The sequence below is a fragment of the Pseudoalteromonas sp. PA2MD11 genome, from assembly GCF_017808125.1.
Lineage (GTDB): Bacteria > Pseudomonadota > Gammaproteobacteria > Enterobacterales > Alteromonadaceae > Pseudoalteromonas > Pseudoalteromonas simplex.
The window spans coordinates 24,592-46,205 of the sequence record NZ_JADKNF010000007.1 but is presented as its reverse complement, the minus strand read 5'-3'; the positions used below and the strand labels follow the sequence as shown (position 1 = coordinate 46,205).

General features: G+C 42.1%; 29 protein-coding genes. 23 read left to right on the top strand and 6 right to left on the bottom strand.

Going from position 1 to position 21,614, the window contains the following annotated elements; translation table 11 throughout:
* Positions 1-7 precede the first annotated feature (7 nt).
* From rpsJ to ISP07_RS09680, 14 genes are all read left to right on the top strand, one after another.
* Complete coding sequence (gene rpsJ / locus ISP07_RS09745; RefSeq protein ID WP_002957900.1) at positions 8-319, top strand: 30S ribosomal protein S10; 312 nt, start codon at positions 8-10, stop codon at positions 317-319.
* Positions 320-346: 27 nt separating this feature from the next.
* Entirely contained in the window at positions 347-982 is a 636-nt protein-coding gene (rplC, locus tag ISP07_RS09740) for a 50S ribosomal protein L3 (RefSeq protein WP_036974218.1), read from the top strand.
* 17 nt (positions 983-999) lie between these two features.
* Entirely contained in the window at positions 1,000-1,605 is a 606-nt protein-coding gene (gene rplD, locus ISP07_RS09735) for a 50S ribosomal protein L4 (RefSeq protein ID WP_062568199.1), read from the top strand.
* A complete protein-coding gene (gene rplW / locus ISP07_RS09730; protein ID WP_054552368.1) occupies positions 1,602-1,904 on the top strand; it encodes a 50S ribosomal protein L23 in 303 nt (100 codons plus the stop codon). The genes rplD and rplW overlap by 4 nt, the downstream gene beginning before the upstream one ends.
* A gap of 17 nt (positions 1,905-1,921) precedes the next feature.
* Positions 1,922-2,746 (top strand): 50S ribosomal protein L2, encoded by an 825-nt coding sequence (gene rplB, locus ISP07_RS09725; protein ID WP_054552369.1) that lies wholly within the window; start codon positions 1,922-1,924, stop codon positions 2,744-2,746.
* A 16-nt stretch (positions 2,747-2,762) separates the two neighbouring features.
* Positions 2,763-3,041, top strand: a complete 279-nt coding sequence (rpsS, locus tag ISP07_RS09720) for a 30S ribosomal protein S19 (protein ID WP_010376377.1) — start codon at positions 2,763-2,765, stop codon at positions 3,039-3,041.
* A gap of 14 nt (positions 3,042-3,055) precedes the next feature.
* Positions 3,056-3,388, top strand: coding sequence for a 50S ribosomal protein L22 (gene rplV, locus ISP07_RS09715; protein ID WP_004588690.1), 333 nt, complete (start codon positions 3,056-3,058; stop codon positions 3,386-3,388).
* Positions 3,389-3,399: 11 nt separating this feature from the next.
* Entirely contained in the window at positions 3,400-4,101 is a 702-nt protein-coding gene (gene rpsC, locus ISP07_RS09710) for a 30S ribosomal protein S3 (protein ID WP_054552370.1), read from the top strand.
* A 12-nt stretch (positions 4,102-4,113) separates the two neighbouring features.
* Positions 4,114-4,527 carry a 50S ribosomal protein L16 gene (gene rplP, locus ISP07_RS09705; protein WP_036974208.1) on the top strand — a complete coding sequence of 138 codons (414 nt, stop codon included), beginning with the start codon at positions 4,114-4,116 and terminating at the stop codon, positions 4,525-4,527.
* Entirely contained in the window at positions 4,527-4,718 is a 192-nt protein-coding gene (gene rpmC, locus ISP07_RS09700; RefSeq protein ID WP_054552371.1) for a 50S ribosomal protein L29, read from the top strand. Before rplP ends, rpmC begins: the two co-directional genes overlap by 1 nt.
* Positions 4,718-4,975 carry a 30S ribosomal protein S17 gene (gene rpsQ / locus ISP07_RS09695; RefSeq protein WP_054552372.1) on the top strand — a complete coding sequence of 86 codons (258 nt, stop codon included), beginning with the start codon at positions 4,718-4,720 and terminating at the stop codon, positions 4,973-4,975. The genes rpmC and rpsQ overlap by 1 nt, the downstream gene beginning before the upstream one ends.
* A 137-nt stretch (positions 4,976-5,112) precedes the next feature.
* Positions 5,113-5,835 (top strand): hypothetical protein, encoded by a 723-nt coding sequence (locus ISP07_RS09690; protein WP_209327505.1) that lies wholly within the window; start codon positions 5,113-5,115, stop codon positions 5,833-5,835.
* 65 nt (positions 5,836-5,900) lie between these two features.
* Positions 5,901-6,191 (top strand): hypothetical protein, encoded by a 291-nt coding sequence (locus ISP07_RS09685; protein WP_054552374.1) that lies wholly within the window; start codon positions 5,901-5,903, stop codon positions 6,189-6,191.
* 72 nt (positions 6,192-6,263) lie between these two features.
* Positions 6,264-6,854: a hypothetical protein gene (locus tag ISP07_RS09680; RefSeq protein ID WP_209327504.1), complete on the top strand. Its 591-nt coding sequence runs from the start codon at positions 6,264-6,266 to the stop codon at positions 6,852-6,854.
* A gap of 43 nt (positions 6,855-6,897) precedes the next feature.
* On the opposite strand, the gene ISP07_RS09675 is transcribed toward ISP07_RS09680, so the two are convergent.
* Positions 6,898-8,538, bottom strand: a complete 1,641-nt coding sequence (locus tag ISP07_RS09675; RefSeq protein WP_209327503.1) for an endonuclease — start codon at positions 8,536-8,538, stop codon at positions 6,898-6,900.
* Between the two features lie 349 nt (positions 8,539-8,887).
* On the opposite strand from ISP07_RS09675, the gene ISP07_RS09670 reads away from it, so the two are divergent.
* The 5 genes from ISP07_RS09670 to ISP07_RS09650 all read left to right on the top strand — a co-directional run bounded on the left by ISP07_RS09670 (position 8,888) and on the right by ISP07_RS09650 (position 14,611).
* Positions 8,888-10,702, top strand: a complete 1,815-nt coding sequence (locus tag ISP07_RS09670; RefSeq protein WP_209327502.1) for an assimilatory sulfite reductase (NADPH) flavoprotein subunit — start codon at positions 8,888-8,890, stop codon at positions 10,700-10,702.
* Positions 10,703-10,750: 48 nt separating this feature from the next.
* Positions 10,751-12,448: an assimilatory sulfite reductase (NADPH) hemoprotein subunit gene (gene cysI / locus ISP07_RS09665; protein ID WP_209327501.1), complete on the top strand. Its 1,698-nt coding sequence runs from the start codon at positions 10,751-10,753 to the stop codon at positions 12,446-12,448.
* 38 nt (positions 12,449-12,486) lie between these two features.
* On the top strand, positions 12,487-13,227 hold the full coding sequence (locus ISP07_RS09660) for a phosphoadenylyl-sulfate reductase (RefSeq protein WP_062566680.1): 741 nt from the start codon (positions 12,487-12,489) through the stop codon (positions 13,225-13,227).
* A 100-nt stretch (positions 13,228-13,327) separates the two neighbouring features.
* Complete coding sequence (locus ISP07_RS09655; protein WP_062566679.1) at positions 13,328-14,056, top strand: substrate-binding periplasmic protein; 729 nt, start codon at positions 13,328-13,330, stop codon at positions 14,054-14,056.
* A 12-nt stretch (positions 14,057-14,068) separates the two neighbouring features.
* A complete protein-coding gene (locus tag ISP07_RS09650; protein WP_209327500.1) occupies positions 14,069-14,611 on the top strand; it encodes a DUF4124 domain-containing protein in 543 nt (180 codons plus the stop codon).
* A 2-nt stretch (positions 14,612-14,613) separates the two neighbouring features.
* Here ISP07_RS09650 and ISP07_RS09645 read toward each other — a convergent pair whose 3' ends face one another.
* The 4 genes from ISP07_RS09645 to ISP07_RS09630 form a co-directional block, all read right to left on the bottom strand.
* Positions 14,614-14,853: a hypothetical protein gene (locus ISP07_RS09645; protein WP_209327499.1), complete on the bottom strand. Its 240-nt coding sequence runs from the start codon at positions 14,851-14,853 to the stop codon at positions 14,614-14,616.
* 385 nt (positions 14,854-15,238) lie between these two features.
* The gene (gene acnA, locus ISP07_RS09640) at positions 15,239-17,989 is read right to left on the bottom strand and encodes an aconitate hydratase AcnA (protein WP_209327498.1); all 2,751 of its coding nucleotides are present in this window, start codon (positions 17,987-17,989) and stop codon (positions 15,239-15,241) included.
* A gap of 220 nt (positions 17,990-18,209) precedes the next feature.
* Positions 18,210-18,629 (bottom strand): hypothetical protein, encoded by a 420-nt coding sequence (locus ISP07_RS09635; RefSeq protein ID WP_209327497.1) that lies wholly within the window; start codon positions 18,627-18,629, stop codon positions 18,210-18,212.
* A 70-nt stretch (positions 18,630-18,699) separates the two neighbouring features.
* Positions 18,700-19,074, bottom strand: coding sequence for an RNA-binding S4 domain-containing protein (locus ISP07_RS09630; RefSeq protein ID WP_138599152.1), 375 nt, complete (start codon positions 19,072-19,074; stop codon positions 18,700-18,702).
* 235 nt (positions 19,075-19,309) lie between these two features.
* Here ISP07_RS09630 and ISP07_RS09625 point away from each other — a divergent pair, with 235 nt between their 5' ends.
* Genes ISP07_RS09625 through ISP07_RS09610 form a run of 4 tightly spaced genes read left to right on the top strand, consistent with a single transcriptional unit; the run spans position 19,310 to position 21,142 of the window.
* Positions 19,310-19,597 (top strand): hypothetical protein, encoded by a 288-nt coding sequence (locus ISP07_RS09625; protein ID WP_062566674.1) that lies wholly within the window; start codon positions 19,310-19,312, stop codon positions 19,595-19,597.
* A gap of 57 nt (positions 19,598-19,654) precedes the next feature.
* The gene (locus ISP07_RS09620) at positions 19,655-20,317 is read left to right on the top strand and encodes a hypothetical protein (protein ID WP_209327496.1); all 663 of its coding nucleotides are present in this window, start codon (positions 19,655-19,657) and stop codon (positions 20,315-20,317) included.
* Between the two features lie 44 nt (positions 20,318-20,361).
* Positions 20,362-20,739 (top strand): hypothetical protein, encoded by a 378-nt coding sequence (locus ISP07_RS09615; RefSeq protein ID WP_209327495.1) that lies wholly within the window; start codon positions 20,362-20,364, stop codon positions 20,737-20,739.
* Complete coding sequence (locus ISP07_RS09610; RefSeq protein WP_209327494.1) at positions 20,723-21,142, top strand: hypothetical protein; 420 nt, start codon at positions 20,723-20,725, stop codon at positions 21,140-21,142. The genes ISP07_RS09615 and ISP07_RS09610 overlap by 17 nt, the downstream gene beginning before the upstream one ends.
* Positions 21,143-21,149: 7 nt before the next feature.
* Here ISP07_RS09610 and ISP07_RS09605 read toward each other — a convergent pair whose 3' ends face one another.
* Positions 21,150-21,608 carry a Crp/Fnr family transcriptional regulator gene (locus tag ISP07_RS09605; protein WP_209327493.1) on the bottom strand — a complete coding sequence of 153 codons (459 nt, stop codon included), beginning with the start codon at positions 21,606-21,608 and terminating at the stop codon, positions 21,150-21,152.
* Positions 21,609-21,614: the final 6 nt, after the last annotated feature.

Sequence of the window (21,614 nt, the reverse complement as noted above, 5' to 3'; positions counted from 1 at the left end):
TTTAAGAATGTCAAATCAACGCATTCGTATTCGCCTAAAAGCTTTTGACCACCGTTTGATTGACCAATCAACGGCGGAAATCGTGGAAACTGCGAAACGCACTGGCGCACAAGTACGTGGTCCAATCCCACTACCTACACGCTTTGAACGTTTTACTGTACTAACTTCACCGCACGTTAACAAAGACGCGCGTGATCAGTACGAAATCCGCACCCATAAACGTCTGATCGACATCGTAGAACCAACTGACAAGACTGTTGACGCTCTTATGCGTTTAGATCTTGCTGCTGGTGTTGATGTTCAAATCAGCCTGGGTTAATCGGAAGATTAGAGAGGTTTTAGGAAAATGGCATTAGGTCTAGTCGGTCGTAAAGTGGGTATGACACGTATCTTCACTGAAGATGGTGTATCTATCCCTGTGACAGTTATCGAAGCGACACCTAACCGCATTGCTCAGATCAAATCTGAAGCAACTGACGGTTATAACGCGCTTCAAGTAACCGCAGGCACTAAAAAAGCAAGCCGTGTAAACAAAGCAGCAGCGGGTCACTTCGCTAAAGCTGGTGTTGAAGCGGGTCGCGGTCTGTGGGAATTCCGCCTAAATGGTGGTGAAGGCGATTTTGAAGTAGGCGCTGAGCTTACTGTTGAATTATTCAACGAAATCAACAAAGTTGACGTAACCGGTACTTCTAAAGGTAAAGGTTTCCAAGGTGGTGTTAAGCGCTGGAACTTCAGCATGCAAGACGCTACTCACGGTAACTCTCTATCTCACCGTGCTCCTGGTTCAATCGGTCAAAACCAATCACCTGGTAAGGTGTTTAAAGGTAAGAAAATGGCCGGTCACATGGGTGCTGAGCGTGTAACGACTCAAAACTTAGAACTAGTTCGCGTTGACGCTGAGCGTAACTTGCTTTTAGTTAAAGGTGCAGTACCTGGCGCTATCGGCGGTGACGTTATCGTTAAACCAGCTGTTAAAGCATAAGTCCTGGAGATTTAGTGATGGAATTAGCAATTAAAGACGCTTCTGGCGCTCTTGAAGTTTCTGAAGCTACTTTTGGACGTGAGTTTAACGAAGCATTAGTACACCAAGTAGTTGTTGCTTACGCAGCAGGTGCTCGTCAAGGTACTCGTGCTCAGAAGACACGTTCTGAAGTTAGCGGTGGTGGTAAAAAACCATGGTCTCAAAAAGGTACTGGCCGTGCACGTGCTGGTACAATTCGTAGCCCAATTTGGCGTTCAGGTGGCGTTAGCTTCGCAGCTAAACCACAAGATCACAGCCAAAAAGTAAACCGTAAAATGTACCGCGGTGCGATCAAAAGCATCTTATCTGAATTAGTTCGTCAAGAGCGTTTAATCGTTGTTGAGCAGTTTGGTCTTGAAGCACCAAAAACTAAAGAACTAGTTGCTAAGCTTAAAGAACTTGAGCTTAAAGATGTTCTAATCGTGACTGAAGAAGTAGATGAGAATCTTTTCTTATCGGCACGTAACCTATACAAGGTTGACACGCGTGATGTAGCTGGTATCGATCCTGTAAGCCTAATCGCTTTCGATAAGGTACTTATTACAGCTGCTGCTGTTAAGCAACTTGAGGAGGCGCTAGCATGATCCGTGAAGAACGTCTTTTAAAAGTGATCCTTGCTCCACACATCTCTGAGAAAAGCACTATCGCTGCTGAAGAGAACAACACGATTGTTTTCAAAGTAGCTTCTGATGCAACTAAAGCTGAAATCAAAGCTGCAGCAGAAAAGCTTTTTGAAGTAGAAGTAACTGGTGTTCGCACACTAAACGTTAAGGGTAAAACAAAACGTACTGGCATGCGTTTCGGTCGTCGTTCAGACTGGAAGAAAGCTTACGTTACTCTTAAAGAAGGTAGCGAGCTAGACTTTGTCGGCGGCGCCGAGTAATAAGGGGAGTTAGAATTATGGCACTTCAAAAGTGTAAACCAACTTCTGCGGGTCGTCGTCACCTGGTTAAAGTGGTTAACCCAGATCTACATAAGGGTAAACCTTACGCACCACTACTAGAGAAAAACTCTAAGTCTGGTGGTCGTAATAACAAAGGTCGTATCACGGTTCGTCACATCGGTGGTGGTCATAAGCATCATTACCGTGTAATCGACTTTAAACGCACTAAAGATGGCATTCCAGCTGTTGTTGAGCGTCTAGAGTATGATCCAAACCGTAGCGCAAACATCGCTCTTGTATTATATGCAGACGGTGAGCGTCGTTACATTATTGCACCTAAAGGCTTAAAAGCTGGTGATTCAATCCAATCTGGTATTGATGCACCAATCAAAGCTGGTAACACGTTACCAATGCGTAACATGCCTGTAGGTTCGACTGTTCACAACGTAGAATTAAAACCAGGTAAAGGCGCGCAAATCGCACGTTCTGCTGGTGCATACGTTCAAATCCTTGCTCGTGAAGGTCAATACGTAACTCTACGTCTTCGTTCTGGCGAAGTTCGTAAAGTTCCAGCTGACTGTCGCGCAACACTTGGTGAAGTAGGCAATGCTGAGCATATGCTTCGTTCACTAGGTAAAGCTGGTGCAAATCGCTGGCGTGGTATCCGTCCGACAGTTCGTGGTGTTGCCATGAACCCGGTAGATCACCCGCACGGTGGTGGTGAAGGTCGTACATCTGGTGGTCGTCATCCTGTGTCTCCATGGGGTAAACCGACTAAAGGTGCTAAGACACGTAAGAACAAGCGTACTGATAAATTTATCGTACGTCGTCGTACTAAATAATAGTTGAGGAATAGCCATGCCACGTTCTCTCAAGAAAGGTCCTTTTATTGACCTACACTTGCTGAAGAAGGTAGAGAAAGCGTTGGAAAGCGGTGACAAGAAGCCAATTAAAACTTGGAGCCGTCGTTCAATGATCATACCTAACATGATCGGATTGACCATCGCTGTCCATAATGGTCGTCAGCACGTTCCTGTGTTCATCACAGACGAAATGATCGGTCACAAACTAGGTGAATTTGCACCAACTCGTACTTACCGCGGTCACGCTGCGGATAAGAAAGCGAAGAAACGTTAAGAGGGGAATGATAAATGCAAGCATTAGCTAAACATAAATTCGCCTCTGGTTCGGCGCAAAAAGCACGTCTAGTTGCAGATCAGATCCGCGGACTTCCGGTTGATCGCGCTCTAGAAATCCTGGCGTACAGCCCTAAAAAAGCGGCTGTATTAGTTAAAAAAGTACTTGAGTCTGCTATTGCTAACGCAGAGCATAACGAAGGTGCTGACATTGATGAGCTTCGTGTAACTACGATCTTTGTGGACGATGGTCCAACAATGAAGCGTATTATGCCACGTGCTAAAGGACGCGCAGACCGCATCCTTAAGCGTACAAGCCACATCACTGTTGTGGTTTCAGATAGCTAGGAGTATAAGTAATGGGACAAAAAGTTCATCCTACTGGTATTCGCCTAGGTATCTCTAAACCTTGGGTTTCTACCTGGTACGCGAATTCAAAAGATTTCTCTGATCAGCTTTTTGGCGATCACAAAGTACGTACTTTCCTTACTAAGGAATTAAAAGCGGCTTCTGTGTCTAAAATCGTTATCGAGCGTCCAGCTAAATCTATCCGTGTAACAATTCACACAGCTCGTCCTGGTGTTGTTATCGGTAAAAAAGGCGAAGACGTTGAAAAACTACGTCAAGCAGTAACTAAGATTGCAGGTGTTCCGGCTCAGATTAATATCGCTGAAGTTCGTAAGCCTGAACTTGATGCACAACTAGTAGCTGACGGTATTGCGTCACAGCTAGAGCGTCGTGTTATGTTCCGTCGCGCTATGAAGCGTTCGGTACAAAATGCAATGCGCATTGGTGCAAAGGGTATCAAAGTTGAAGTTAGCGGTCGTCTTGGCGGTGCTGAGATCGCACGTTCAGAATGGTATCGTGAAGGTCGTGTACCTCTACATACTCTTCGTGCTGATATCGACTACGCAACTTCTGAAGCCTTAACCACTTATGGTATCATTGGTGTTAAAGTTTGGATCTTCAAAGGCGAAGTTATTGGTGGTTTACCACTAGTACAAGAGCAAGAGAAGCCAGCTAAACGCGCGCCAAAGAAAGCCAAAAAAAGTGCTAAGTAGAGGTAGCGAGTAATGTTACAGCCAAAACGTACAAAATTCCGTAAAATGCACAAAGGCCGCAACCGCGGTTTAGCGCAAAACGGTAACAAAGTAAGCTTCGGTACTTTCGGTTTGAAAGCTACTGGCCGTGGCCGTATGACTGCTCGTCAAATCGAAGCAGCTCGTCGTGCTATGACACGTCACGTAAAGCGTCAAGGTAAAATCTGGATTCGTGTATTCCCAGATAAGCCAATTACGAACAAACCATTAGAAGTTCGTATGGGTAAAGGTAAAGGTTCTGTTGAATATTGGGTTGCTGAAATTCAACCTGGTAAAGTACTTTACGAAATGGAAGGTGTTTCTGAAGAGCTTGCTCGTGAAGCATTTAACCTTGCAGCGCGTAAATTACCATTCACAACAACTTTCGTAACTCGGACGGTGATGTAATGAAAGCTAGCGAACTAAAAGACAAAAGCGTAGAAGAGCTAAATGCTGAACTTCTAGGACTTCTTCGTGAGCAGTTCAACCTGCGCATGCAAGCAAGCACTGGTCAGTTAGCTCAGACACACACGCTAAGAACAGTACGTCGCGATATCGCGCGTGTAAAAACAGTTATTAACCAGAAGGCAGGTCAATAATGAGCGATAAAATCCGTACTCTTCAAGGCCGTGTAATCAGCGACAAGATGGATAAATCTTTCACTGTTGCTATCGCACGTTACGTGAAGCATCCAGTATATGGAAAATTCATCAAACGTACGACTAAACTACACGTACATGACGAAAACAACACAGCTCAAACTGGTGACGTAGTTACTATTTCTGAGTGCGCTCCTATTTCTAAGACTAAGTCTTGGACTTTAGTAGACGTTGTTGAGCGTCCAAAGAAAGCTTAATTTTTAATTAAGTTTCCTTACTAAAAAGCCCCGGCATCTGCTGGGGCTTTTTGTTTTTAAAATAACGCTTACCGCCATTTTCTGATGAACTATTTCACTCATCTGACACTCTTAAAAATAAAAAGCGAGGCGCTTGGGTGTTAAAAGGGAATTACAAAGCATGGATCATCTCGATATCGCTACATACTGTGCTTTTGTTGTTACTAGCTCGATATGGCAAGTTTGTGAAGCTACACGCCGTCGCAGAACCGCCCAAGGTAATCAACGCGTATGTGAGTGTCGATTTAACAAAGCTACCAAGTTTGCAGAAGACTCAAGACAAACCTTTATCGGATCAGCCGCCAGAAACAGTTGATGAAGCGAAGGCTTTGCCGCTAAGAGAGGAAACCCCTCATAGCAGTCCTAAGCAGAAAAGCGATGATAGGGTTGTTGAATACTCAGTTAGTGAATCCCAAGAAGTGACAACTGAGGTCGCAAAGCCTGATCAGGCACCTGAACACTCAAAAACAACCGAAGTACCCTTTAAAAAGCTCAACCCGTATGCGCCAATTCCAGAGCTTAAGTTTGAAAATGACTCTTCTAATGCATCGCTATTTGGTCAGGTGAACGCCGCAAATAATAATTCGTCTGTAGGCAGGATATCTGTACCTGTGCAATTAACAGTATCAGATAAGGCAAAAGTCGTTTGGCAGAGTGGTGATGGTAGCAAGCGCATCGAGGTGCTAAATGGTATGTGTTATGGCATCGATTTTAATTCGGTGTTTGGTAAATCTGGAGTGCCAAGTGGTTCGCCCAGACCTTGTGAAGACAAGGATGCTAAATTATTTAAAGAAATAATGAATAAGTGGAGTAAAAACTAATAAAAAAACACTTTACCTCAACTTAACTTGAACTTTTAAAGTGGCGTTTTTAAAAGGGCGCTACAATGAATCCATTAGAAAACTATCTATTAAGTTTGCAGATTAATACTTATAAAACTTCAATTTATCAAGTTATTGAAATACAAACGCGTATTTGGCAATCACTCCAATCAGGCTCTAGCTATGCACTGGCCATGCTGGAGGTATTAGAAGTAGTAAACCATTCAAAACAACAGCAGCATCAAGCACTGTTAAAGCAGGTGTTACAGCTTCTTGGCTATAGTGCCCAATCTCAAGTCGGTAATAATTTACTTGTTGCGCATAAGCGCTTTTCACATTCGTTAGAATTATTATGAGCTGTCATTATTAGGTCACAAAGGTTGGGTGAAATAATACTGTTTTAAGGATTGAAACGGAGTTTCTGCATCATGAATGAGCAGCCAGAGATAATTATTATAGGTAATGGCCCAATAAATACCGAGCTTGCTGAGCTGATTGATTGTTGCCCTCGTGTCGTTCGTTTTAACCGCTGTGCAGCAATGCCTACGCACCTAGGTAGGCGATGCACTGATCTATGGCTACTGGGCCGAGGAAGGCAGGCGCAAAGCTTACTTACTGATCCGCTTGTGATGCCGCTTGAAGGGATAAGTAAAGTTGTCGTCACTGATCCTGCGCCAAATTTACTTATGCAGCACATATTCAAACTGATCCGCCGTCAAAGCCGGCTTGACCATGGTGACGCTTTGTTTAATAAATATGGCAAAGGATTACAGCAAGAAAGGTTAACCCAGCAATTTCGCCAATCAGTCCTTGAGTATCTATTAACGTTAGGGCCAACAATACATAAGCCATATTGCCCAAGTTCAGGAACTTTAGCGATTGTTCACTACCTTAAATTGTTTTCAAAAGTGCATATAGCAGGTTTTGGTTTTCAGGGCTGGAAGCGTCATCCGTGGCATTTAGAAAAACGCTATGTATCAGAGTTAATTCACGAAAACAAAGTCATTATGCTTGACTGAAAAAAGGCACTTAGCCGAAACTAAGCGCCTTGGCTTAACGAAGTTACCAAATCATTTCTACAAATTCTGGGTGATCCACAAATGGGTTGCGGTTACCTTGATGTTCATAAGCGGCTTGGTTTCGGTCAAGCTCTAATTGGCTAACGGGATCCTCGTTATGCCACTTTAATAACATAGTAACGACCCAGCTCTCAAAGACCTGATTAGATGAACCATTCAGTACAGCGTTACTGTAGGTTGTGTTGTTTTGCCATGAGCCAATCACGTTTTCATAGCGTGTTGCCATATAGAAGTACGCTCTTGCAAAGTCACCTTTAAATTCATCAATTGGTTCAAAAACCGTTCCTGAGTAATTTAATGAGCTGGCTGCACTACCTACTTTGCTGCCGTTACTAGAGGTATAGCTTGCACTAGCTACTTCACCAAATGGGTAGTTACTGCGTTTTGAATTGACATAACCGTCAGTGGCAAAAATATGATGTACGTCTGAATTCATTGGCTCAACTGTTCCACCAAACCAACTTTTCGGGAAAGAATGCTCACGGTTGTAGCAGTCTGCTTCGCTGTTGTATGTCCCACATTGGTCGCTTACAGCAACATAGTTGTAGCTGTCTTGGCCTGCCGGGTTTTCTGAATAACGATCTAAAATAGAGTTGTCGTTTTCAAAATACTTATCGCGTGAAGCAACATCGTAAAAACTCCAAATCGCTGAATAGCCCTGCGAGTTGTGACCTTTGATAATGTTGTATAGCTCTGTTTTCAGTGCATAACCACTAAGGCCTTGGGTTGTAACATAGTACCCCGTTGGCTCTGTTGGGGTTGTACCACCGCCGTCACCGCCACCTGAGCTATCGCCTAGGCTAAACGGCGTTGCTTCTGAGTTTTGGAAGCTTGCACCACTGGCAAGTACTGTTTGACCTAATGAAAGGCTGTAACTGCCATTGCCGAATGAGCAGCATATGCCATCACCATAACTATCAAAAATAGTAAAGCTATAGTCACCATCCGTTAAACATGCTTGCTCACTGTACTGAGTATTTGCTGCATAGCTGCCACCTGATGCTACTGCACTACCTTGGCTATTGGTGATTTGCCAGCTGGTTTCTTCTCCATAGTTATCGGTAGTGAGGGTTAAAGACACTTGGTTATAGGCGCAGCTGCCCGAAGGTGGTGGGGTTGCGCCAGTGCTTGGTGCAAAGTTATCTACATAAACTACTTCGCTGCCATCAAAACCAGTTACGTCGTAAAAGCGCAGGCCAACATTAATTGATGTGGTAGCAGAGGCTGTGTACTGATAACTGATTTGTTGCCATTGATTAGTTAATGCTGAATTAGAATAGCCTTGATAGCCATCAACCACTAAGCGAGCTTTTACGCCGCCTTCTGTATGGTAAACCCAAGCTGAAAACTCATAAGTTTCACCCGCCACTACATCAACTAGCTGCTGTAAATCGGTATTACTTTGCGTGCCAGTATTAACCACGACTTGCGCTGAGTAATTACCTGAGTAAACCACATTACTATTAGCGCTAAGGCTAATACCGCTATCTATGGTGCTCCAGCTTGCAGGGGTGTTTGCTGACCAGCTTTCGAAGCTGGCGTTATTAACATTTGCCAATGCTGAACTCGCTAGGCACAGCAAGCCACTGGCTAGCATATATTTTTTACATGTCCCGTGTGACATTGTATTTTCCTTTTCATATTTTTTAATAGTTATTGCTGTTCTTAAAATGAACACAGCGAGTATAGGCTAATTGTCTTATGTTGCAATAATGTTAATTAATAAAAGTTTCTTATTTGGGAATTTTTGCTTTTAACATGTTTTTTTTGGATAAATACTAAATTAATAACTAAATGGAATATCAAAGCAGATTCTATTCTTTTTTAATCGCCTCAGACCTCGTTATTCTTCACGCTCAGATAAACCTTTAAAGCGTTTTTATTAGGTCTTTAAAGTCGAAAAAATTGTTCGCGAAATGACAGTAGCAAGTTCGTTTCGCAGTTAACTTTTCAGGGTTACGAGGAATAAATTCATGTTGTTAAGTCAACTAAATGCAGCGGCGAGCCCGCTATCGCAAGAGCAAGTACAAAAGCTGCAAGGCTTAGTGGCTGAACTTAATCCAATTCAGCAAGCGTGGGTAAGTGGTTACTTAGCTGCAAATGCCAACGCAGGTGCATTAACCGGTGGTGTTGCAGCCGCTCCAGCTGCAGGTGATGCACAGCCGCTAACTATTTTATACGGCTCGCAAACGGGTAACGCAAAAGGCGTGGCAAGTAAGTTAAAAGAGCAAGCAGAGTCGCGCGGTCTAACGGTTAAGTTAGTAAACATGGCTGACTACAAACCAACTGCCCTGAAAAAAGAAAAGTTCATCACGGTTGTTGTTTCAACTTATGGTGAGGGTGAACCACCAGAAGACGCTGAAAGTCTGCATGAATTCTTAACGACTAAAAAAGCACCAAAACTAGATGGTGTTAAAGTGGCTGTGATCGGCTTAGGTGATTCAAGCTACGAGTTCTTCTGCCAAACAGCAAAAGATTTTGAAGAGCGTTTTAACAAGCTTGGCGCAGAAACTATTTTCCAGCGTGCTGACTTAGATGTTGATTACGATGATGAAGCTGCTAAGTGGATTGACGGTGCACTTGATGCGTTTGAACCTGATCTTAAAGCGCAGCAGCAAGCAAGTGGTGGTCAAGTTGTGGCGGTGCCATTTGGTGCCGCGGCACCAGCAGCAAGCCAATACACCAAGCAAAACCCATTTGCTGCAGAACTAAGTGTTGTACAAAAAATTACTGGTCGTGACTCAACCAAAGATGTGCGTCATGTTGAAATTTCATTAGAAGGTTCAGACATCACCTATACACCGGGTGATTCGCTAGGCGTTTACTTCTTAAATGACGAAGCGCTTGTTGATGAAGTACTTGCGCTTACACAAATCGATGCATCTAGTACGGTTAAACTCGGCGACGAAGAACTAAGTATTCGTGATGCATTAATCGAAAAATTAGAATTAACTCAGTCATACCCAGGCTTTGTTGAAAAATATGCAACAGCAACGGGCAACCCTGATTTATTAAAGTTAGTTGAAGATAAAGCGGCAATGCGTGAGTACATTGAGCCTCGCCAAATCTTCGATATTATTCGTCAAAACCCAGCTCAGCTTGAAGCACAAACCTTAGTAGATTGCTTACGTAAACTACAAGCACGTTTATATTCGATTGCATCTAGCCAAGCAGAAGTTGAAGAAGAAGTTCACTTAACGGTGGGCCTGGTTGAGTTTGATGCATTCGGTAGCGAGCACTTAGGTGGGTGTTCTGGCTATTTAGCACGTCGTGCTGAGGAAGGCTGCAAAGTAAAAGTATTTAGCGAGCATAACGATAATTTCCGTTTACCGGCTAATGATGAAACGCCAATTATCATGGTAGGTCCGGGTACGGGTATTGCACCATTCCGTGCGTTTTTACAAGAGCGTGATGCTCGTGAAGCAAGTGGTAAAAACTGGTTATTCTTTGGTAACCCACACTTTACTCAAGACTTCTTATATCAAGTTGAAATTCAAGGTTACTTGAAGTCAGGTTTACTGACTAAAGTGGATGTGGCGTTTAGCCGTGACCAAGCGGAAAAAGTATATGTTCAAGACAAACTTCGCAAAAACAGCCAAGAAGTATTTGCTTGGTTAGAAGCGGGTGCTCATTTCTATATCTGTGGTGATGCAAACCGTATGGCGAAAGATGTTCATCAGGCGCTTGTAGACATTATCAAAGAAAATAGCGGCAAAGATGATGAACAAGCTGAGCAATATTTAAAAGATTTACGTAGCGCAAATCGCTATCAGAAAGACGTGTACTAATCACGTTTAAAGCTAACAGCCGTCACTGTAACAAATTTAGGAAATACCATGAGCGAACAAGACAAAAACGTAAAGCTTTCTGATAACGAGCGTTTGAAAAGAGAAAGTAACTTTTTACGTGGCACCATTGAGCAAGATTTAAAAGACGAGATCACCGGTGGTTTCACTGCTGATAACTTCCAACTGATCCGTTTCCACGGCATGTACCAGCAAGATGACCGTGATATTCGCCCTGAGCGTGCTAAACAAAAATTAGAGCCGTTACATAATGTTATGTTACGTGCTCGTATGCCTGGCGGTATCATCAAGCCAGAGCAATGGTTAGCGATTGATAAGTTTGCTGAAGAGAAAACCAGCTATGGCAGTATTCGTTTAACCACGCGTCAAACGTTCCAGTTCCATGGTGTGCTTAAGCCAAATATTAAAGGTATGCACCAAATGCTTAATAGCGTGGGCATTGACTCAATTGCAACAGCGGGCGATGTAAACCGAAACGTATTATGTACGACTAACCCTGTTGAGTCTGAGCTTCACCAAGAAGCTTACGAGTGGGCTGCGAAGATCTCAGAGCACCTATTACCAAAAACCAAAGCATACGCTGAAATTTGGTTAGATGGTGAAAAGAGTGAAACCACTGAAGAGCCAATTTTAGGTTCAACTTATTTACCGCGTAAGTTTAAAACCACAGTAACAATTCCACCGAATAATGAAGTGGATGTGCATGCGAACGACTTAAACTTCGTGGCAATTGCAGAAAACGGCAAGTTAGTTGGTTTTAACGTGTTAGTGGGTGGTGGTCTTGCGATGACTCACGGTGATACAGCAACGTATCCTCGTAAAGCGGATGACTTTGGTTTTATTCCACTTGAGCACACCTTGAAAATTGCTGAGCACGTGGTGTCTGTACAGCGTGATTGGGGTAACCGCTCAAATCGTAAAAATGCGAAAACTAAGTACACACTAGACCGTGTAGGTACGGATGTATTTAAAGCTGAAGTTGAAAAACGTGCTGGTGTTAAATTTCAGCAGAGCCGCCCGTATGAGTTCACTCACCGTGGTGACCGTATCGGTTGGGTTGAAGGTATTGATGGTAAGCACCACTTAACGCTGTTTATTCAAAGTGGCCGTATTTTAGATTACCCAGATAAACCGCTAAAAACAGGCTGTCGTAAAATTGCTGAAATTCACCAAGGTGATTTCCGCATGACGGCAAACCAAAACTTGATTATCGCAGGTGTTCCGGCTGATCAAAAAGCGGTAATCGAAGAGATCGCTCGTAACCATGGCCTGATTGATGACAGCCATACAGAGCAGCGTAAAAACTCAATGGCGTGTGTGGCATTACCAACGTGTCCGTTAGCGATGGCAGAAGCTGAGCGTTATTTACCAAGCTTAATTGAGAAAACAGAAGCGCTATTAGCGAAACATGGTATTGGCGATGACAACATCATTATGCGTGTTGTGGGTTGTCCGAATGGCTGTGGCCGCGCAATGTTGGCAGAAGCGGGTCTGGTTGGTAAAGGTCCAGGAAAATACAACGTGTACTTAGGTGGTAACCGTGAAGGCACGCGTATTCCAAAACTGTATTTAGAAAATGTTGGCGAAGACGTATACCTAGACGCATTCGATAAGCTAATTGGCCAATGGGCAACTGAGCGTAATGAAGGCGAGTGTTTTGGTGATTTTGTAATTCGCAAAGGCATTGTTGCTGAAGTTAAAGTTTCAGTAACTGATTTTCACGCATAATTTTATAAGCGACACCGCTTTAAGGTTTGGAATTAACCATGAGTGAATTTAAAAACATCTTAACGATGAGCAAAGAAGACCAAACAGCCATGCTGGCTGATATAAATGGTCTTCTGGCTGATAAAAGCGCAGAAGAGCGTGTTGCATGGGCACTTGAAAACTTACCAAGCACACACTTTTTGTCGTCGAGCTTTGGTATTCAAGCGGCGGTGATGTTGCACTTAGTAACATCGCAGCAGCCAGATATTCCTGTGGTACTGACTGACACTGGTTATTTGTTCCCTGAAACCTATCAGTTCATCGAGCAAATGACGGAGCGACTATCGCTTAATCTTAAAGTTTATAAAGCTGAGCTTAGCCCTGCGTGGCAAGAAGCGAAGTTTGGTAAGCTTTGGGAGCAAGGTGAAGAAGGCATTAAGCAGTACAATCAACTGAATAAAGTTGAGCCAATGACTCGTGCCTTAAACGAGCTGGGTGCAGGTACTTGGTTTAGTGGCTTGCGTCGCGATCAGTCATCTAGCCGAGCTGATAAGCAAATTGTTGAAATCAGCCGAGGGACTGTGAAAGTGTATCCGCTTATTGAGTGGAACAACCGTGACATCTATCAGTATCTAACTAAACATGATTTACCTTATCACCCACTTTGGGAGCAAGGTTATGTGTCGATGGGCGATGTTCATACAACCCGTAAACTTGAACCGGGCATGACAGAAGAAGAGACACGTTTCTTTGGTTTAAACCGTGAATGTGGCTTACATATCGATGGTGATGGTATCTAATCCTAAATTCCTATCAGAATTTTCGTAAAGCGCAACCTAGGTTGCGCTTTTTTTGTGCTATTTATATACAATCCCTGGCTCAATTTTATGAGAGAAAATTATGAGTCGTGCTGTTGTTTTTTTATTGTTGTTTTTAATTGTGCCTTTAGTGCGAGCAGAAACTTTGAGGGTTGCGCTTTATGACACGGATTACCCGCCATATCATTTTGCTGACAGTAGTCATAAAGGGCTTGTTGATGAGTTATTAATTCGTTTTGCTGAGAAATATAATCATGATATTCAATACATGCTGGTACCTGAGGTGCGTTCACAGCATTTACTTGATGAAGGCAAGGTTGATGTACGCTTAGAGTCTGAGCAATGGTATCGCGGAAATAAGCAATACTATTGGAGTGATAGTATCGCTGTTGTAGAAGATATTTTAGTGATGCCGAGTGGTTGTCATATTCCAGCTATTGATGAGCTAGGTGGTTATGTGTTGATGGCCCGCTTTGGCTACACCTATCCGCAATTTGAAGCGTTGTTTGCATCTGGCAAGTTGCACCGTGAGGACTTTTACTCAGAACTAGATATGCTGAAGGCTTTAGTCGACATGCAGCAAAATCAACGTGTTGCTGTGATCGCAAAAAACACACTACAGTGGTATGCCTCAAAAAATAATGCTTTTAAAAAATTCACGGTGAGTGATTACAGTGTTGGTAAGGCTCCGATGCAATTACAGTTTACTTACAATGAAAAAGGGAAGCGCATGAGCGAGCAATTTAACGAATTTATGAAAAATCTTAAATCATCCGGTGAATTTGCTAAGATTGAGAGTAACTACCAATAATCGGTAAATCGAATGATTAAGCGTTTTTGTTATCTTGCCGTTATGCTGCTACTAACCAGTGTTGCGCTGCTGTTTTACATTAAAAAGCCAGACGGTAAACCTTACCTAGAGCTGAGCATGTTCGAGCGTTACTCAGACAAAGTAAGTGGCGATGTGAGTGATTTTGCTTCGCAAAGTGCCGATACACTTACCAGCCAAGCAAAAAAGCTCACTGAGAAGTTGAGCTTGAGCAAAGACGCAAATTCATCTGTCGTCGTGTATAAATGGCAAGATGAACATGGTCAGTGGCACTATGCTGATACCCCTCATCCTAATTACGTTAATACTGAGGTAAGTTTAGATCCGAACGAGATAACTGTGCTACCGGCAGAGACTTTTCAGGCTGATGAGAACCAATCAGCAACAGTTAAAGCTGACGAAGCACCTTCAGCGCTTGGGGTATACGACCCTAAAAATGTACAAAAGATGATGCAAGACGCTGAGCAAGTAAAACAGCTTATGGATCAGCGTACCAAGCAACTTGAACAGCAGCTCAAGGAGCGAGGTGGTAATTAACTTTATTTGTTTTGCGCTGCGAGGTCGCTTTCCATTTTCATCAGTAAAATAGTGAGATAAATTTTGGTAGGCAAAGAGAATAGCACACCAACGGCAATACACGCTGCGCTGATCATAATGCCATGTATACCCATACTATCACTTAAGTAATTACCAGCTAATAAAGAATGCCCCAATATAATTAGGCAAATACCTAAAATAATAAAGGTTTTTAAGATTCGAATGATAGTTTGTTCGGTCATACAAGCACCTCACTTTAGCCTTAATTAAAGTGTAGGTGCTGTTGTCATTAATAGGATTGTTCTAAATCAAGCAATTGTCGGTTATTTGTTTAATTTTAACGCGCTGGTTTTTGTGCTTTTCATTTTTTGTAAATAAGTGTGTTGGTCTAAACTGCAATTTATACCAATTCGCTTAATTAAGTGGTCTATTTTGAGGCAATAAAACCTCGTTGATAACAAGGCAAAAATTTCGTTATTTAGTTTGTTCTAAATCAGAAATTTTTAACGCAGGTAGCGACAGGTTTAATCCCTCAAAATGATTAAGTATTATTGCGGATTGGTATTACTGGTGTTTTAAACAAAAAAAGGGGCTGAAAATTCAGCCCCTTAGTTAACTTAAAAGCAATTACTGCTCAGCCAGCATATTACGCAATACATACTGTAAAATACCGCCATGTTTGTAGTAATCCCACTCTTTAGGGGTATCTATACGCACATCAACACTAAAGCTAATTTGTTTGCCTTCACTGCTAGTGGCAATCACACTGACTTCATTGGTTTTATCGTATAAGCCTTCAAAGTCGAATGACTCTTGGCCGGTTAGACCCAGTGACTCATAGCTTTCACCTTCTTTAAATTGTAGGGGTAAAACACCCATACCAATCAGGTTTGAACGGTGAATACGCTCATAGCTTTGTGCAATAACGGCTTTAACACCAAGTAAAAGTGAACCTTTAGCAGCCCAGTCGCGTGATGAGCCTGTGCCATATTCGGCGCCCGCTAAAATAATCAGAGGCGTGCCATCTTGCTGGTATTGCATCGCTGCATCATAAATACTGGCGAGCTCATCGCTTGGTTGCATGCGGGTCACACCACCTTCGGTCCCCGGTGCTAATAGATTACGTAAACGCACATTCGCAAAGGTACCGCGCATCATTACTTCGTGGTTACCACGACGCGAACCATACGAGTTAAATTGTGCTTTTTGCACGCCGTGTTCTTGCAAGTAAAGACCTGCTGGGGCATCCGCTTTAATCGCACCTGCTGGCGAGATGTGGTCAGTGGTAACTGAGTCACCTAATTTTGCTAAACAGCGCGCACCACTAATGCTCGGAATACCAGGAGGCTCAATCTCCATGCCATCAAAGAAAGGTGCTTTTTTGATGTAGGTTGACGCATCATCCCAATCATAAAGTTTGCCATCAGGAATTTGAATTTTCTGCCAACGATTATCACCTTGATACACATTGCCATAACTTGATGCGAACATTTCTTTGGTGACAGTTTCGCGGACGAGCTCGTTTACTTCACTAACACTTGGCCAGATATTTTTTAGATAAATGTCATTACCATTAGGGTCTTGCGCAAGCGGCTCATTGTAAACGTCGATATCTGTACGACCCGCAATTGCGTATGCAACCACAAGGGGTGGTGACGCTAAGAAGTTCATTTTCACATCTTGGTGAATACGCCCTTCAAAGTTACGGTTACCCGATAAGATAGAGCTTACAACCAGTTTATGCTTTTGAATTGCATCGGTGATTTCATCAGCTAGTGGGCCTGAGTTACCGATACAGGTTGTACAACCATAACCGACAAGGTTAAAGCCTAACGCATCTAAGTCATCCATTAAGTCGGCTTTTTTCAAGTAATCAGTCACCACTTGTGAGCCTGGAGCAAGTGAGGTTTTAACCCATGGCTTAACCTTTAATCCTAATTGTTTGGCTTTTTTAGCCACTAGGCCAGCAGCTAAAATAACACTTGGGTTTGACGTGTTTGTACAACTTGTAATTGCAGCAATGACACAAGCGCCATCATTAAGCTCAAACTCTTCGCCTTTAAAGTTAACCTTAGCTGCGCCCATAAACTGTGCTTCGTTTACTGGCTCATCAGGGTTGGTGGTTGGGCCTTCATCTTCAATGCGCGCCTCTTGAACATCGCTTTTATCGCGATGTTGCATACGTTCTTCTTGAAAGCCTTTTAAGTGCTCACCAATAATGCTACCTGCTTTATCAAGGGCAATTCTATCTTGCGGACGTTTAGGTCCGGCAAGGCTTGGCACGACATCATCAAGTGATAATTCAAGCGTATCTGTGTAGTGAGCTTCATCGCCAGGGTTACGCCATAAGCCTTGGTGCTTAGCATAGTCCTCGATGAGTTTAAGTTGCTTGTCATCGCGGTTTGTTAAACGTAGGTAGTTAATGGTTTCATCATCAATTGGGAAAATACCGCAGGTTGCACCATACTCAGGCGCCATGTTTGCGATAGTTGCACGGTCTGCAAGCGCTAAATCAGCAAGACCATCACCATAAAACTCAACAAATTTACCCACTACGCCATGGTTACGCAGCATTTCTGTTACGGTTAGTACCAAGTCTGTTGCAGTTGTGCCTTCTGGCAGGCGACCATTGAGCTTAAAGCCAACGACCTGTGGAATAAGTAAGCTGATTGGTTGACCAAGCATTGCGGCTTCGGCTTCAATACCACCCACACCCCAGCCTAATACCCCAAGACCATTTATCATGGTAGTGTGCGAATCGGTTCCGACTAGGGTATCTGGGTAGGCGAGTGATTTACCATTTTTACTATCGTTAAATACCACGCGGGCTAAATATTCTAAATTTACTTGGTGTACGATGCCGGTTGCTGGTGGCACGACTTTCAAGTTATCGAAGGCAGTTTGCCCCCAGCGTAAAAATTCGTAACGCTCTTTGTTACGCTCATATTCAAGTTTTGCATTTAAGTCGAATGAACCATCTTCACCGTAGCCGTCAACTTGCACAGAGTGGTCAATAACAAGCTCGGCAGGCGACAGTGGATTAATTTTCGCAGGGTCGCCGCCAAGTTTTTCCATGGCATCACGCATCGCGGCTAAATCGACTATGGCGGGTACGCCGGTAAAATCTTGCATTACAACGCGAGCAGGCGTAAATGCGACTTCTGCTGATGGTTTCGCTTGAGGGTCCCAGTTTAATAAGGCATCGATATCTTGCTTTTTAATATTAACGCCATCTTCATTGCGCAACAGGTTTTCAAGTAAGATTTTTAGAGAGAATGGTAGACGTTTTGCTTTGTCGCCTAAACCTTGTAAAGAGTGAATATGATATTGCTCACCATTAATCGTAAGCTGCTTTTGGGTATCAAAACTGTTATTCATTATTTGCCCCTGTGGTTTGAGCAAGCAATTTGGCTTGCTTTGTTGTTTCCTTTTCGAAATAGACACAGTGTTATTGCAAACTTAATACCAGCTAAAAAATTCATCTAGCTGATGAAAAAATATGCTACCTAATATAGTTGCTGCTGATGTGATTTATTTCAAGGGAAGGAGGCAGATAAAAAGGGTAGTTACTTTAAACTACCCTCAGAAATAAGTGTTTTTAGTTAAGCCAGTTTTGTTGTTTACCTTTATGGCTAATAAACAGTAATAGTAAACCAATAACGATAACACACAATGGCATTGCTAATGCGCTAGTACCAAACATAGCAAGGCTATCTATCACCACAAAATTATAATATTGCTGGACTAATACGGCGATAAACGAGATTAAAAATAACTCGCGCGCAAGGGCTTTTTTTACCAGTAATAAGATGCTCGCGAAGCTTGCTGCAAACACGGCTATCGCAAAGGCAGCCGTTGACCAGAGCGGTATGTCGCGGTATGCGGCTTGTTGTGATTCGGGGAGTTGGTTAATCATTTCGGGTGTGATCAACAGTTGCATTATAAACGCAATGACACCTAAAAGATTCCAAACAAGGGCTGCCCAAGCAAGTGGCTTGAGCCAAGCTGGAGGATTCATAAATCACCTTTTATTGTTGTTATTATCAGGTTCAATTAAAGGTGATTTATGCTAACTAAGCAAGCTCTAGTTAACCAAAAGAGATAGGGCGGCGACCGGTTTTTTCGTCTACTTTTGGTTTTTTAGTACGTTTACGCTTCGATTTTTTTGGCGCTTCTTCAGTGCTTTGTGGTTGTGCTTTTTGTACAGGTTCCGGTGGACGAGGATTCGGTGTTGCATCTTCGCTTAAAGTAAGTTGGAACAACTCACCATCGAAAGCCAACACGTCACCACTGTATAATTTTTTCCGTTTTATTGTACAAATTTCATAGTTAACCCCAACATAACCTTCACCAATTAAGGCTTTTGCTTGGCCACCAGTTTCGACTAGGTCGAGCACTTTTAACAAGTTGCATAACTCTATTGGCTCTTCTTCTAGTTCAATTTCGATGAAATCTTCGTTCATGTTGGTCTCTCTTAATTCAATCGCAGCCATTATAAAGCCTAGCACTCAATTGAACCAAGATTAAATTTTTAAGCTCTTCAGGCGGTTAAAATTTACAGCAATAAAAAATCTGACATTTTTATAAACAGTAAAAAAACTGCAGTATTTACTGGGTACACTGCGCGCGTTCGGAATTGGTGTACAAATTGCTAAATGCATGTCCGTTTCATTTTTTATTCGTTCAGGAGAAGTTGTAATGGGCGTAAGATCAGCGCTAAGAAAAGAGTTAATGGGTTTGCAAGATTCGTCATTGCTTGCTGCAGATGATGTGCGAGCTTTGTTAACGCAAACAATTAAATCTCAGCCTGAAAAGTCAGAACAAGGTTTTGCGTTAATTTCGCGTTTTAATGATAACCATAGCCAGTTAAGTTCAGGTGAAACAAATAAAGAAAAACTGCTTCAGCATCAAACTCACCGTTTATTTAAAGATATTTTATATACCCGTCAAAGTGTTAATAGTTGGCTAAAAAAACATCTTAATTAATTGATTTATTGTTTTTCTCACTTTAGACTACATTTGTAATCTAAAGTGAGAAAGAATATGAAAAGGATAATTTCGGCAGCCATATTTTTAATTTTGGCTGGTTGTCAGCAAGCTACAGTCTACGTATACACAGAAAATCTTGATCAGTCGCAGTTGCAATCATTAGAGCAAGCATTAAATAAGCAAAGCTTACCCTATGAATACACTCAGCTCCCAGTGCCAAGAGAGTTTGCGGATGCAACCTTAATGTTATCGAGTGATAAAATCCTCACTTATGAAACTGAGCAACTTGCTGAAATTATGCAAGGATTGGGTTATGAAGTTGAAATCAAATACACCACAGATGCCAACCACTTTTACAATCATGGCAATATTGGCTTTTATTTAAAAGCTAAAAATACTACCACTAATTTTACTATGCCGGCTCGTGTACTCACCACAGGATGTGTTGAAGACAAGTATAATGATCTTGTTGTTACATTCAGTGATAAGCAAGCTCACTTTACTCTTGCTGGCGGTAGTAAAGTTACTCTTGATTGGGAATACTTATACGGCCACCTAGTCATTTATTATAAAAACTATTCGCAAAGTTACAGCCATTTAACGCCAGAAGTGAGTACCCCTTTTGGTATGAAACCATCAGACACCTACCGTTACACGGCTCGCGTTAATAGCCCAAGTTGGTTAAATTGCTCATTTCAAATTGTGTATATGGACTAGGTTAAAGTACTTTAACCCTTATAAATAAAAGGATTATTTCATTATTGAAGCATGATATTTTTCTTGTTAGGGTACAAACGGGATTAAACGACAGGAAAGTCAAAATAATGAAGGGTTCTTTAAGGAATGCAGGACTAATAGGGAAAATCTATTCAGCAGGAGATTTTATTTATAAAGAGTTTTTTAAGAAGAAGGAGGATGCAGAAGAGCAATATAAGAATCTTCAACCTTTATTGAAGATTACGTTTGGTCAATCAGGTAGAGATTCAAAAGAATTCAAAGGCCTATTGCAAGCTTTGCTCTCATTGACTCCAATTGGTGCAAAACGGAGAAACTTCAAACGCCGTTATATTGATGATAAAGATGGATGGCGAAAGTTACCTTTGGAACCAGCTGAAATTCCTTATGGACATTGGTGGTGAAATGAAAGAGCGTAGGCTAAAGTGGCAAGTACTTTTCGTAGTAATGTGTGTTTTTGTGTCTTTTTCTATCTATGATGCATTTACAATTGATGAATCAATTGCCCCTACTCACCCTTTACTTGTTAGCATTCTACTTCTATGCGCTGATGTATTAATTCTTGTTGGGGCTTATAACTATGCTTTTCGAAAGGAGCTTATAAAATCGAAGGCGTTTTGGATTTTTACTATCACGTTTTATGTAATTATTTATATAGTTGCACTAGGGTATGAGTTTATAAATAACCGTGATGGCTATGAAATTTACGATATGTTCCAAATTTCTATTATTTATTTATTATTTGCTGTTTTTGTTTTAACTCCTACCGTGAGGTATGTTTCTGATTTAACTCTCAGAAAAAATTAAATGGAAGTCAGCTGCGCGATTCGAGGTAATTACTAAGTTTGGTAATTCGTTCACTCATACCTTCGATTATGCGATCTTTAATTTTCTCGCGGATCACATTGGGCAAACGAGTCAGTGCTTCAGGGGTGATAGCTAACAAAATGGTATCAACTTTTGCGCGCGCACTCGTACTGTGCTCGCGGTTATTGATAAAAGCACCTTCACCGATAAATTCGCCAGGCTCAATCGTGCCAAGTTCAAGAAGGTGGCTTTGTTTGAATACCATCAGTGAGCCGCTTAGCACAATATAAAGCCGCTTATCAGTATCGTATTGTTTGAAAACAGCGCGGCCTTGCTTGACCAAATATAAATGGCTAAATGACTCTAATAACACTTGTCGTTCGCTTAATGTGAACTCTCTAAAAAATGGTAATCTGTTAATAATTTCCATTTGTTTAATTAGTGGAATGTGCTCGATTAAATTCATTGACTC